Raw genomic sequence first — 12470 nt, 5'->3', positions numbered from 1 at the left:
ACTCCCTTACCAATTATTAGCAAGGGAGCGTTTTTCAAAGTCGACATTTTCGAATGCTGTATTTAATCTACAAACGTTACGATAGCAGACTAGACGTTAAAACTTTCGCCACAACCACATTCACTTGAAATGTTCGGGTTATTAAACTTAAACCCTTCATTCAGACCTTCTTTAACAAAATCCAGCTCGGTGCCGTCCAGATAGACCAGACTTTTTGCATCCACAATTACCTTCACGCCCTTGTCTTCAAACACCGTATCTTCATCGTGTAATTCGTCAACAAATTCGAGAACATACGCCATTCCTGAACAACCCGACGTTCTTACTCCCAGACGTAGACCTACGCCCTTGCCCCGATTAGATAAGAATGTCTGAACTCGTTGTGCAGCACTGTCGCTCATGGTAATCGCCATAACCAAACCTCAATCGTTTATTGCTTATTTACTACTATGTTTATTTTTATAATCCGCAATAGCTGCTTTGATGGCATCTTCTGCCAAAATAGAGCAGTGGATTTTCACCGGCGGTAACGCCAGTTCTTCAGCAATTTCAGTATTTTTAATTGCTTCAGCCTGATCTAAAGACTTACCTTTAACCCACTCGGTAATCAGTGAGCTGGAGGCAATGGCAGAACCACAGCCATAAGTTTTAAAACGGGCGTCTTCAATAATACCCTGATCGTTAACTTTAATCTGCAATTTCATTACGTCGCCACAGGCTGGCGCACCCACCATACCACTACCAACGGTAGGGTCTTCATTATCAAATGAACCAACGTTACGAGGATTCTCGTAGTGTTCAATAACTTTTTCGCTGTAAGCCATGTTTATTACTCCTGCTGCTTATCGCGCCCGGTAACGCGGCGCGATATCAAATCATTAATGATGAGACCACTCAATGGTACTGATATCCACACCCTGTTTGAACATTTCCCACAGTGGAGAAAGGTCACGCAGGCGGCCAATCGACTTCTTGACTAAATCAATGGTGTAATCGATCTCTTCTTCAGTAGTAAAACGTCCCAGAGAGAAGCGAATTGAGCTATGTGCCAATTCATCACTCATACCTAAAGCGCGTAACACATAAGACGGCTCCAGGCTTGCAGAAGTACAGGCTGAACCAGAAGAAACAGCTAAATCTTTCAGAGCCATCATCAGAGATTCACCTTCAACGTAGTTAAAACTTACGTTAAGAATGCTGGCTACACCTTGCTCCAGGCAGCCATTCAGATGAACTTCTTCGATATCTTTCAAACCGTCCCACAGACGATCCCGTAATGCCCGAAGGCGAGGGATTTCGGTACCCATCTCTTCTTTGGCAATACGGTAAGCTTCACCCATGCCAACAATTTGATGCACCGGTAAAGTACCAGAACGCATACCGCGCTCATGGCCGCCACCGTGCATTTGAGCTTCAATTCTTACCCGTGGTTTACGACGAACATATAAAGCACCAATACCTTTTGGCCCATAAATTTTATGGCCGGAGAAAGACATCAGATCAACTTTAAGCTGAGACAGGTCAATCGGCAGTTTACCCACGCTCTGGGTGGCATCCACATGGAAAATAATACCGCGGCTACGGCACATTTCACCAATGGTTGCGATATCCTGAACCACGCCAATTTCGTTGTTAACGTGCATGATAGAAACCACACAAGTATCATCACGCATGGCTGCTTCCAGCTCGCTTAAATCGATAATACCGTTAGCCTGTGGCGCTAAATAAGTTACTTCGTAACCTTCGCGCTCCAGTTGACGGCAGGTATCCAGAACCGCTTTATGTTCTGTCTTACTGGTAATGATGTGCTTACCTTTCTTTTGGTAAAAGTTAGCTGCACCTTTAATCGCCAGGTTGTCCGCTTCCGTTGCACCAGAGGTAAAAACAATCTCGCGAGGATCGGCACCCACCAGCTCTGCAATCTGGTTACGGGCAATATCGACTGCCTCTTCTGCCTGCCAGCCAAAACGATGAGAACGCGAGGCCGGGTTACCGAAAATGCCATCGAGGGTCAAATACTGCATCATCTTCTCGGCAACGCGCGGATCGACCGGTGTTGTTGCTGAGTAGTCCAGATAGATAGGTAATTTCATTCTTTGCTCCGTACACGACTTCTAAATAATGCAATCGCCACTGCCAATTAAGCGCGCAGATTGATCTTTTTTGCCTCATCAAATGCACGATGAGTGCTGGTAACCGAACCTTGAGTTTCGTTATTTTGACGGTCGGCTACATCCAGAATTTCTTGATTTTTTACCAATTCAGACAGCGTAATTTCATTAAGAAAGCTGCTGATGCGTTCACTGAGATCGTGCCACAGAGTATGGGTCAGACAACGAGTACCGCTCTGGCATCCACCACTTCCCATACAGCGGGTAGCATCGACAGATTCATCAACAGCACTGATAACTGAACCAACGGCAATATCACCGGCATCTTTGCCCAGCAAGTAGCCACCACCAGGACCGCGAACGCTGGTCACTAAACCATTCTTGCGCAAACGGGAGAACAATTGCTCAAGATAAGACAAAGAAATCCCCTGACGTTCGGAAATATCAGCTAAAGGGACCGGTCCTTCTTGTGAGTGCAAAGCCACGTCCAACATGGCTGTTACTGCATAGCGACCTTTTGATGTCAGTCTCATTGTTAATGCCCATCTGTTTGTGAAGATGCAGATAGTTTGGCATTCCCAACTATTTCAGTCAACTATTTAGTTGAGTAATTTAGTCAAGTATTATTGAACCGAAAAAATATCACTAAATCGTGATATACCCGCTATTGTCGCCCGTATTGTAACAATTGAAAAGGTGTTAATTCAGGATTATTTCTGCCTATTTCTTGTATCGGGGTTTTCTATAGCGCTTAAAATCCCACGCAGAATGTTTAATTCCTGACTTTCCGGGCGAGCGCGATTAATTAAGCGACGCAGTTTATTCATTACCTGCCCCGGATGAGCCGCACGAATAAAACCGATATTCAGCAGTACGGATTCCAGATGCTGATAGAAACGCTCCAAATCTTCCGCCAGTGGATAAACATCATCTTCCACGACTGCGGGTTGCGGTTTATCGCTTTCTTGCTGATCTAACCAGGCAACACGAATTTCATAGGCCAGAATCTGTACTGCCATCGCCAGATTTAATGAGCTGTAATCCGGGTTGGCCGGAATCGCTACATGATAGTGGCATTTTTGTAGCTCATCATTGGTAAGCCCGACACGCTCGCGGCCAAATACCAAGGCTACCGGTGCCTGAACTGACGCCTGAGACATTTTGACTCCGCATTCCCGCGGCTCCAGCATTGGCCATTGCAGAGTACGGGAGCGAGCGCTGGTTCCAACCACCAGACGGCATCCTTCCAGTGCCTGATCTAAAGTATCCACAATAGTAGCATTACCAATAATATCGCTGGCACCGGCGGCCAGAGCAATGGCCTGCGAGTCAGGTTTTACTAATGGATTAACCAGATATAAGTTAGTCAGCCCCATGGTTTTCATGGCTCTGGCGGTAGAACCCATGTTGCCGGTATGGGAGGTTTCGACCAGTACAATACGGATATTATCCAGTCCAATTTTCTCGGAGATAAGCTCTGACATAAAAAACAAAATTCTGTGGGCTAAAAGTTATGAGGATGAATAGTAACACAACCTGTATATTTTGCCGATCCTCTGGTATACTTCGCCCGCTTTATATTTCTCTGTTCTTTAACATTTAGTGGAAGATACCCATGCATCCTATGCTGAACATCGCCGTACGTGCTGCACGTAAGGCCGGTAACCTGATCGCCAAGTTTTATGAAACACCTGACGCCGTTGAAGCGAGCCAAAAAGGTAACAATGATTTTGTCACTAACGTTGACCGCGAAGCAGAACATCTGATTATTGATGTTATTCGTAAAGCTTATCCTCAACATACCATCATCAGTGAAGAACGCGGTGAACTGGCCGGAGAAGACCAGGATGTACAATGGGTTATTGATCCACTGGATGGCACCACCAATTTTATCAAACGACTCCCTCACTTCAGCGTATCTATTGCTGTGCGCGTTAAAGGCCGCACGGAAGTCGCTGTGGTTTACGATCCAATGCGTAATGAGCTGTTTACCGCGACTCGCGGTCAGGGCGCACAGCTAAACGGTTACCGTTTACGCGGTTCAAACGCCAAAGATCTTTCTGGTACCGTTCTGGCTACCGGTTTTCCATTTAAAGCAAAACAGCACTCTGCAACCTATATCAATATGGTTGGCAAACTGTTTACCCAGTGTGCAGACTTCCGCCGTACTGGTTCAGCCGCGTTAGATTTGGCTTATGTTGCCTCTTCCCGCGTCGACGGTTTCTTTGAAATTGGTCTGAAGCCATGGGATTTCGCTGCCGGTGAGCTGCTGGTTCGCGAATCTGGCGGTATTGTGACTGACTTCGTTGGCGGGCATAACTCTTATGTTTCAGGTAACGTTGTGGCGGGTAATCCACGGGTGGTTAAAGCGCTGCTGTCAACTGTACGTGATGAATTAAGCGATGCATTAAAGCGTTAATCATCGGATACCGGGTAGTCTGCTTTAAGATTACCCGGTTATATTCGCTCGTTGATATTACGCCCTCTGCACACAGCTAATTTCACGCTGAAAGATCTTTGCAAAAGCCATCTTAAATATCAGTTCGGATAAGCTATCCCAAACCTGTGATGTCTTAATCTTCCTGATATTTCGACAAAAAATTCTGCGGAAAGTCGGTGAATATGCCATCCACTCCCCAGTTAAACAGCTGATTTGCGCGATCTTTCGCATTCACTGTCCAGACATTCACCTGATAGCCTTTGCTTTTAAAGCGCTGAACTTGCTGTTGGGTTAAACCTTCATTTTGAGGATGAATATACTCGGCGCCGGTCCATTCCATAATCACGTACCAGTCGTCGTTTAGCGTATGGTTTTCAAACAGACAGGCCACTCGTGCCTGAGGCCGTAGCCGTTTAAATTCCGCCAGCAGCATGGGATTAAAACTGGAAATAATATATTCCCGCCCGTCATCCAGCTGATTTAACGCACAATCTAACCCGGCCAGTAAACGACGGCAGACTTCGGCGCTGACATCGCCGGATTTAATCTCAATATTGGCATTGAGCTGGTACTGATTCATTAGCGCAATCAGTTGCTCCAGAGTGGGAATAGGCTCACCGCGATATTCATCACTAAACCAGCTTCCGGCATCAATTCGCTCCAGATCCTGTCGATTTAATTCAAATAACGTACCAGAACGATTGGTGCAGCGATCGAGCGTCGAGTCATGGGATAGCACAATGGTATCGTCCTGAAGAATATCAATATCACACTCAAACCAGCGTACCTGATAATCAACGCATAGCTTAATGGCGGATAATGTATTTTCTGGCGCCAGTGATGACACGCCCCGATGGGCGAAAATGGTTTTCATGACCTCTCCCCGTAAATAAACTCAAATACCATCAACCGAAAGCGCGTAATCCACCGGAAGCGGCTGGCGACACACCATAGTACAGAATCAGACCAAATAAAATCAGCAATACACCGCCCAATAATGAAAAGGAAATCAACGCGACTTTGCTCCATTTTGAACGCTGGCGGTTTGCCGTCACTTTTTCCGCTAACCGCCGGGCATAGTGAACAAACAGCGCTAACAGTGAAATTGTGGTGGCAGTTCCCAGCGCCATCACCATCGCTGCGGCTATTCCCCAAATATAAGCATCAATTACTTTAGAAAACAGCAATACCAGTATTGCGCCGGAACAGGGACGAATACCGATGGAAAGAATAATTGCCAGATTGGTTTTCCAGCCGCCGGAAACGTCGAGCTCGTCGGCATCAGGTAAGTGGCGATGACCACATCCACAGTCTGCGCTATGTACATGCCCCGGCGTCAGGGAATTTATTTTAATGGCTGGTGGCGCAGGATTTTGTTTCGTCATACGGCGTAGCTGTCGAACTGCCCGATAGCAGAGCATTCCCCCCACCAGCACAATCAGTAAATAGCTGCCCTTCTCCATCCAGAAATTACTTTGGTGAATAGTGCGGGTTGAAAGCTGAAACACAGAAAGCACCACGGTAACCAGCAAAATAGCCACCATACCCTGCACCAACGAAGCGGCTAAGGTTAACAGCAGGCTGGCGCGCAATTTTAAGGGGTGGGTGGCCAGATAGGCGGTGATGATTACCTTGCCGTGCCCCGGACCAGCAGAATGGAGTACACCGTAAATAAAACTGAATAGAATCAGCATTCCACCGGTTTCCAGCGGATGTTGCTTAACCTGCTGTAGTAACGAAACCAGTTGTTGATGCAGCTGTTTTTGCCACATGGAACTCTGTAACAAAAAATCCGGCCATTTTAGCCAGACCACTCCTGCCAACAGTACAAGCACTATCAGACAAAGATACAGTGGCCAAAAGCGGCCAGAAAAATTCTCAGGTTTATTATCAATCAATGGCATTTCAACGTCACGATTTGGGCAAATTTGCTGCCCAACATCATATCTTCTCCCGGAGAATCATTTTTATCTAATGAGCGGGCATAAGCCATCAAAGAAGCGTCCGGTTCAGGCGAGGTCAACTTAACGCTACATATTTCAGCTATATCATCAGGCAGATGAATCGACTTTTCAGAGGGATAACGCATATCCACATAGAAACTCTGCTCGTAGGTCGATAACGTAATGGTACTATTTTTCAATGGAATCGGACTGGCTATCGGCAGAACAAAAGTAAATACCGCTTTATTACCATGTCGTAACAGCGAATAATTATCCGCCTTCTCAGCAAACTGAACGGGTTTACCATCAGACTTCATATAACTGAAATAAAGTTGGTTACGGGTATTTTCCATTAGCTCATCCGCCATACTCTGCCAGACGGTAGGCGAATCTTTTGCCGTAGCGGCATCCAGCAATAACTCTGCTGATGTTAGTTCATCCATCTCCCATACCATACGAACGCCAACCAGATTCTGGTTTTGAATAACCATACTGGAATCAAGATCAATAAAACTATGGGGGTGAGCGCCTGCTAATGGACTCAGCAGGCACATCATGAAAAACAGCCGGGTTCGGGTTATCAGCGTCATGGAAATTCGCTTATTGGCTTACTCTTTTACCAACGGATAGTTCGCCTCATTCCAGCCACGGTATCCCCCGTCCATGGAAAGCACGTTGGTATAGCCCATCTTCTGGATACTTTCTGCAGCCAATGCAGAGCGATAACCACCACCGCAATACAGCACCAGCGGAGTCGCTTTATCAGGAACCACAGTTTCAATATCACGCTCTAAAACACCGCGCCCCAGATGTTTTGCGCCGGGGATATGGTCTTTCTGAAATTCGCTCTCTTCACGAACATCCAGAACCAGAGGAATTGTTCCTTTATCCATCATCTCTTTTACTTGCCGGACACTTACTTCATGAACATTTTGACGCGCCGCTTCACACAACTGCTCAAAACCTGGGTTATGCTTTTTCACACACTTCTCCTTGGTTATCATAAAGACACTGTAGATTATCAGTGTCTGTCGTGTCGATTTCCAGTAAAAAAACAGGCGCTATATTATCGATATAGCGCCCGCTATTAACAGCGTTGTTTCCAGACGCTGATTATCACTGTATATGAAAATCAGCGTTATTACTGTTGGAACTATGCGTAAACCGGATAGCGTTTACAAATATCCAGAACCTTGGCTTTTACTGCGGCAATTGCGGCTTCATCATTGATGTTGTCCAGCACGTCACAGATCCAACCGGCCAGTTCGCGAACTTCTGCTTCTTTAAAGCCACGACGAGTTACCGCAGGTGTACCAATACGCACACCTGAAGTGACAAACGGGCTTCTTGGATCGTTTGGTACGCTGTTTTTGTTTACCGTGATGTTGGCTCTGCCTAAAGCGGCATCGGCATCTTTACCGGTGATATCTTTATCTACCAGGTCCAGCAGCATCAGATGGTTTTGAGTTCCGCCAGAAACAATCTTATATCCGCGAGATTTAAACACTTCCACCATCGCTTTAGCGTTTTTAGCAACCTGCTGCTGATAAGTTTTAAACTCAGGCTCCATTGCCTCTTTTAATGCGACAGCTTTTGCGGCAATCACATGCATTAACGGACCACCCTGACCACCCGGGAATACCGCTGAATTCAGTTTCTTATACAGTTCCTCATCACCACCCTTGGCTAAAATCAGACCACCGCGTGGGCCAGCCAGGGTTTTGTGAGTGGTCGTCGTCACCACGTGAGCATGAGGAACCGGGTTTGGATAGACATCTGCTGCAATCAAACCGGCAACGTGTGCCATATCAACAAACAGATAAGCACCAATTTTGCCTGCGATTTCACGCATTTTTGCCCAGTCGACGATACCGGAGAAGGCAGAGAAGCCACCAATAATCATTTTTGGCTTGTGGATTTCAGCCTGACGAGCCAGATCGTCATAATCAATTTGACCGCTTTCATCAATGCCATAAGGCACGATATTATATAGCTTACCAGAGAAGTTAACCGGTGAACCGTGGGTCAGGTGACCACCGTGTGCCAGGTTCATGCCCAGTACAGTATCACCCGGATTCAGTAATGCCATATAAACCGCTGAGTTAGCCTGTGAACCGGAATGTGGTTGCACGTTAGCATAGTCAGCACCAAACAGCGCTTTAGCACGATCGATAGCTAACTGCTCAACAATATCAACATACTCACAGCCACCGTAATAACGCTTACCTGGATACCCTTCGGCATATTTATTGGTTAATTGAGTACCCTGAGCCTGCATTACGCGCGGGCTGGTGTAGTTTTCAGAAGCAATCAACTCGATATGCTCTTCCTGGCGAACATTCTCTTTTTGTATGGCCTGCCATAATTCGGCATCATAATCGGCAATGTTCATGTCTCGCTTTAACATCCGCATCTCCTGAGTAAGCTAATTAACTGGTAAAGGTGTAACTAAGTACAACATCGAACCAGTGTAATATGTTTTCATCTTGTTAAATAGACCCAAATTGAGGTTTTTACGCAAACGTTTGCTTTCTGTTCAATCAAGAGAAAAAAACACCGGAAAACACCGGCATCCTCTGACTTTCCGCCATTATCAAAGCCATCTTGCTGTTTTACTTACTCATTCAATTGTTATTTTTGTACAGGGTAAATCTGTTGACATAGATCAATTAAAACATGCATTTTAAATACATGTTAAATAATCCCTGTCAAAAGGATATGAGAATGCTCGACAATCAAACCATTGCCACAATTAAAGCCACCATCCCCGTATTAACCGCTACTGGTCCATCATTAACCGCTCATTTTTACGATCGTATGTTTCAACACAACCCTGAGCTGAAAGATATTTTTAACCTCAGTCATCAGTTCAGCGGTGCCCAGCGCGAAGCCCTATTTAATGCAATTTGTGCCTATGCCGTAAATATTGAGAATTTACCGGCGATTCTTCCCGCAGTTGAACGTATTGCTCATAAACACTCCAGCTTTAATATTCAACCGGATCAATATGCCATTGTTGGCAAACACTTACTTGCCACGCTGGATGAAATGTTAAACCCCGGCGAAGAAGTCCTCAATGCCTGGGGAAAAGCCTATCAGGTGCTGGCTGATGTGTTCATTAAACGGGAAAGTGAAATATATCAACAGGTTGCTAAAAAACAGGGCGGTTGGGAAGGATTACGTCCATTCCGTATTGCTAAAAAACAGCGGGAAAGTGAAATTATTACCAGTTTTGAGCTGGAACCCGTGGACGGTAAGCCAGTCGCCGATTTTATACCGGGTCAATATATTGCTCTCTACCTGCAAAGCGATAATCTGGAGTATCAGGAGATTCGTCAGTACTCATTAACTCATGCCCCAAACGGCAAATATTACCGTATCGCCGTTAAACGCGAGCCACAGGGTAAAGCCTCAAACTATCTTCATGATTTTGCTCAACAGGGTGACATTATCAATCTGGCCCCGCCTTATGGTGATTTCCATCTGGATGTTAAACCGGATGCCCCGGTCGCGTTAATCTCCGGTGGTGTTGGCCTGACCCCTATGCTGGGTATGTTAAACACGCTAAAAGCACAATCGCATCAGAGCCCGGTTTACTGGTTACACGCCGCTGAACGTTCAGGTGTTCATGCCTTTCGTCAGGAAGTCAGCCAGTTGCTTAATGCCATGTCCAATGCTGAAGCTCACGTTTGGTATCAGCATCCTCAGGATGGCGATCTAAATGAATCCAACCATTATCAGGGTTTGATGGACCTCAATAAACTAAAGCCTACGCTGAACCAGTCCGATATGCACTATTACTTCTGTGGGCCAGTGCCATTTATGCAGCACGTTGCTCAACAGCTAATCACTTGGGGAGTTAAACCACAACAGCTCCATTACGAGTGTTTTGGTCCACATAAGGTGTTATAACCAGTGGCATAAAACAGGATGAATAAGCCGTTGTCTTTACGGACAACGGCTTAAAAAAGAAGCGGTATCAGATAGCGTCTTCGTCTTGCTCGCCGGTACGAATACGCACCACGCGAGCCACATCAAATACAAAAATTTTACCGTCACCAATTTTACCTGTCTGGGCAGTATTCATAATCGTTTCTACGCAGGTATCAACGATGTCATCGGCAACGACAATTTCAATTTTCACTTTTGGCAGAAAATCTACCATATACTCAGCGCCGCGATACAGTTCAGTATGCCCTTTCTGACGACCAAAACCCTTTACTTCCGTTACCGTCATACCGGTAATACCCACTTCCGCCAGTGCTTCACGAACATCGTCTAACTTAAACGGCTTAATGATTGCGTCAATCTTCTTCATAAAAGTCAAACCCTTACCAGTTTTTACGGCCAAAGCCGGAAGTGATCGGATAACGCCGATCTTTGCCAAAGTTACGTGCAGTAATCCTCGGACCTACCGGTGACTGCCGACGCTTATACTCATTAATATCAACCAGACGGATAACCTTACGCACAATAGCCTCGTCGAAGCCTTCTGCCACCAGTTGATCCACAGACATATCCCGCTCCACATAACCATCAAGAATCTTATCCAGAACCGGATAAGGCGGCAGGCTATCTTCATCTTTTTGGTCAGGGGCCAGCTCCGCAGAAGGTGGACGATCGATCACTCGCTGAGGAATTACCGGTGAACGGGTATTGCGATATTCCGATAGTTTAAACACCAGCGTTTTTGGTACATCTTTTAATACATCAAAACCGCCCGCCATATCACCATAAAGCGTCGAATATCCTACGGCGATCTCACTTTTATTTCCGGTGGTCAACACCAGACTGCCTCGTTTATTCGATAACCCCATTAAGATAACCCCACGGCAGCGTGCCTGCAGGTTTTCTTCTGTGGTATCACGGCGAGTGTTAATAAACATGGGTGCTAACTGAGTCATGAAAGCATCAAAAATCGGCTCAATGGAGATGATATCAAACTCAACGCCCAGCGTTTCCGCCTCTTCCCGCGCATCTTCAATACTGATTTCTGCGGTATAACGAAACGGCATCATCACCGCTTGCACCTGATCTTTACCCAGCGCATCCACCGCAATCGCCAGCGTCAGGGCTGAATCAATACCGCCGGATAAACCAAGAATAGCCCCTTTAAAACCATTCTTGTTAGCGTAATCACGTACTGCCAGTACCAGAGCATCATAAATCAGCGAGAGTTCTGATGGCTGTGCTGGCAATACCATAGATTCAATATGATAATCATGAAACTTAACTAACTGTGTCTGCTCTTTGAATGCCGCCAGTTTATGCGTCATATTGCCCGTGGCATCAAAAACCTTAGAGCAGCCATCAAAAATCAGCTCATCCTGACCGCCGACCTGATTTAAGTACAGCAGCGGTAAATGGGTACGATGGCAATGCTCTGCCAGCAGCTGATTGCGGATATAAGGCTTTTCGCGGTTATAAGGTGAGGCGTTAATTGACAGGATCATATCAACATTAGCCACTTTCAGCGCATCAACCGGGCCGTTAAACCACAGGTCTTCGCAGATTAATAAACCAATACGATAACCTTTAAATTCAACATAACAGGTTCTGTCATCAGCACTGAAATAGCGTTTCTCATCGAATACGCCATAGTTAGGCAACTGTTGCTTGTAATAGCGGGTAACCAGATTCCCCTGCCAGAACATGGACAGTGCATTATATAAATGCCCATTGTCCCGCCACGGGTGCCCCACAATAACCGCCGTCTCAGAGGAAGCAGCCTGTAGTCGGGCTAACTGTTCATCACAACGCTGATAAAGATCGTCACGATAAAGCAAATCTTCCGGGGGGTAACCGGTCAGAGCCAACTCAGAAAACATCACCAGATCGGCTCCCGCCTGCTGCTGTTCACTGATGGTTTGTAGCATTCGGTTAGTGTTACCTTCAATATCACCAACCAACCAATTTAACTGCGCTAATGCGATAGAGAGAGCTTTGCTCATATCAATTCACTGTTCGCTATCAGGT

The 12470-nt window shown here is 46.0% G+C and carries 14 protein-coding genes; 2 read left to right on the top strand and 12 right to left on the bottom strand.

The features are described from left to right. Window positions 1–89: 89 nt before the first annotated feature. The 5 genes from iscA to trmJ form a co-directional block, all read right to left on the bottom strand. Window positions 90–413: an iron-sulfur cluster assembly protein IscA gene (gene iscA, locus LPW36_RS01195; RefSeq protein ID WP_130593012.1), complete on the bottom strand. Its 324-nt coding sequence runs from the start codon at window positions 411–413 to the stop codon at window positions 90–92. A gap of 24 nt (window positions 414–437) precedes the next feature. Beyond that, window positions 438–824: a Fe-S cluster assembly scaffold IscU gene (gene iscU, locus LPW36_RS01190; RefSeq protein WP_130593013.1), complete on the bottom strand. Its 387-nt coding sequence runs from the start codon at window positions 822–824 to the stop codon at window positions 438–440. Window positions 825–878: 54 nt separating this feature from the next. After that, window positions 879–2093 (bottom strand): IscS subfamily cysteine desulfurase, encoded by a 1215-nt coding sequence (locus LPW36_RS01185; protein ID WP_230607688.1) that lies wholly within the window; start codon window positions 2091–2093, stop codon window positions 879–881. Window positions 2094–2140: 47 nt separating this feature from the next. Then, entirely contained in the window at window positions 2141–2644 is a 504-nt protein-coding gene (iscR, locus tag LPW36_RS01180) for a Fe-S cluster assembly transcriptional regulator IscR (RefSeq protein ID WP_230607687.1), read from the bottom strand. Window positions 2645–2821: 177 nt separating this feature from the next. Continuing rightward, window positions 2822–3595 (bottom strand): tRNA (cytosine(32)/uridine(32)-2'-O)-methyltransferase TrmJ, encoded by a 774-nt coding sequence (gene trmJ / locus LPW36_RS01175; protein WP_230607686.1) that lies wholly within the window; start codon window positions 3593–3595, stop codon window positions 2822–2824. A gap of 131 nt (window positions 3596–3726) precedes the next feature. Between trmJ and suhB the strand changes: the two genes are divergently transcribed. Further along, window positions 3727–4530, top strand: coding sequence for an inositol-1-monophosphatase (gene suhB / locus LPW36_RS01170; RefSeq protein WP_230607685.1), 804 nt, complete (start codon window positions 3727–3729; stop codon window positions 4528–4530). A gap of 154 nt (window positions 4531–4684) precedes the next feature. On the opposite strand, the gene LPW36_RS01165 is transcribed toward suhB, so the two are convergent. The 5 genes from LPW36_RS01165 to glyA form a co-directional block, all read right to left on the bottom strand. Beyond that, window positions 4685–5425, bottom strand: coding sequence for a glycerophosphodiester phosphodiesterase family protein (locus LPW36_RS01165; protein WP_230607684.1), 741 nt, complete (start codon window positions 5423–5425; stop codon window positions 4685–4687). A 31-nt stretch (window positions 5426–5456) separates the two neighbouring features. After that, window positions 5457–6455: a nickel/cobalt transporter gene (locus LPW36_RS01160; protein WP_230607683.1), complete on the bottom strand. Its 999-nt coding sequence runs from the start codon at window positions 6453–6455 to the stop codon at window positions 5457–5459. Then, window positions 6446–7051: a DUF1007 family protein gene (locus LPW36_RS01155; RefSeq protein ID WP_230607682.1), complete on the bottom strand. Its 606-nt coding sequence runs from the start codon at window positions 7049–7051 to the stop codon at window positions 6446–6448. Before LPW36_RS01155 ends, LPW36_RS01160 begins: the two co-directional genes overlap by 10 nt. Before the next feature lie 51 nt (window positions 7052–7102). Next, on the bottom strand, window positions 7103–7477 hold the full coding sequence (locus LPW36_RS01150; protein WP_230607681.1) for a rhodanese-like domain-containing protein: 375 nt from the start codon (window positions 7475–7477) through the stop codon (window positions 7103–7105). A gap of 170 nt (window positions 7478–7647) precedes the next feature. Next, on the bottom strand, window positions 7648–8901 hold the full coding sequence (glyA, locus tag LPW36_RS01145) for a serine hydroxymethyltransferase (protein ID WP_230607680.1): 1254 nt from the start codon (window positions 8899–8901) through the stop codon (window positions 7648–7650). Between the two features lie 317 nt (window positions 8902–9218). Between glyA and hmpA the strand changes: the two genes are divergently transcribed. After that, window positions 9219–10406 (top strand): NO-inducible flavohemoprotein, encoded by a 1188-nt coding sequence (gene hmpA, locus LPW36_RS01140; protein ID WP_230607679.1) that lies wholly within the window; start codon window positions 9219–9221, stop codon window positions 10404–10406. 67 nt (window positions 10407–10473) lie between these two features. Here hmpA and glnB read toward each other — a convergent pair whose 3' ends face one another. Further along, complete coding sequence (glnB, locus tag LPW36_RS01135; RefSeq protein ID WP_108901578.1) at window positions 10474–10812, bottom strand: nitrogen regulatory protein P-II; 339 nt, start codon at window positions 10810–10812, stop codon at window positions 10474–10476. A 13-nt stretch (window positions 10813–10825) separates the two neighbouring features. Continuing rightward, window positions 10826–12445, bottom strand: coding sequence for an NAD+ synthase (locus LPW36_RS01130; protein WP_230607678.1), 1620 nt, complete (start codon window positions 12443–12445; stop codon window positions 10826–10828). Window positions 12446–12470: the final 25 nt, after the last annotated feature.

This window comes from Limnobaculum eriocheiris, from assembly GCF_021010575.1.
GTDB lineage: Bacteria > Pseudomonadota > Gammaproteobacteria > Enterobacterales > Enterobacteriaceae > Limnobaculum > Limnobaculum eriocheiris.
Note: the sequence above shows the minus strand (reverse complement) of the source record. Positions and strands in the feature narration are given on the sequence as shown.

Excerpts from the sequence above, each read along its gene's own strand:
- iscA (WP_130593012.1), bottom strand. The coding sequence starts at position 413 with ATGGCGATTACCATGAGCGACAGTGCTGCACAACGAGTTCAGACATTC.
- iscU (WP_130593013.1), bottom strand. The coding sequence starts at position 824 with ATGGCTTACAGCGAAAAAGTTATTGAACACTACGAGAATCCTCGTAAC.
- LPW36_RS01185 (WP_230607688.1), bottom strand. The coding sequence starts at position 2,093 with ATGAAATTACCTATCTATCTGGACTACTCAGCAACAACACCGGTCGAT.
- iscR (WP_230607687.1), bottom strand. The coding sequence starts at position 2,644 with ATGAGACTGACATCAAAAGGTCGCTATGCAGTAACAGCCATGTTGGAC.
- trmJ (WP_230607686.1), bottom strand. The coding sequence starts at position 3,595 with ATGTCAGAGCTTATCTCCGAGAAAATTGGACTGGATAATATCCGTATT.
- suhB (WP_230607685.1), top strand. The coding sequence starts at position 3,727 with ATGCATCCTATGCTGAACATCGCCGTACGTGCTGCACGTAAGGCCGGT.
- LPW36_RS01165 (WP_230607684.1), bottom strand. The coding sequence starts at position 5,425 with ATGAAAACCATTTTCGCCCATCGGGGCGTGTCATCACTGGCGCCAGAA.
- LPW36_RS01160 (WP_230607683.1), bottom strand. The coding sequence starts at position 6,455 with ATGCCATTGATTGATAATAAACCTGAGAATTTTTCTGGCCGCTTTTGG.
- LPW36_RS01155 (WP_230607682.1), bottom strand. The coding sequence starts at position 7,051 with ATGATGTGCCTGCTGAGTCCATTAGCAGGCGCTCACCCCCATAGTTTT.
- glyA (WP_230607680.1), bottom strand. The coding sequence starts at position 8,901 with ATGTTAAAGCGAGACATGAACATTGCCGATTATGATGCCGAATTATGG.
- hmpA (WP_230607679.1), top strand. The coding sequence starts at position 9,219 with ATGCTCGACAATCAAACCATTGCCACAATTAAAGCCACCATCCCCGTA.
- glnB (WP_108901578.1), bottom strand. The coding sequence starts at position 10,812 with ATGAAGAAGATTGACGCAATCATTAAGCCGTTTAAGTTAGACGATGTT.
- LPW36_RS01130 (WP_230607678.1), bottom strand. The coding sequence starts at position 12,445 with ATGAGCAAAGCTCTCTCTATCGCATTAGCGCAGTTAAATTGGTTGGTT.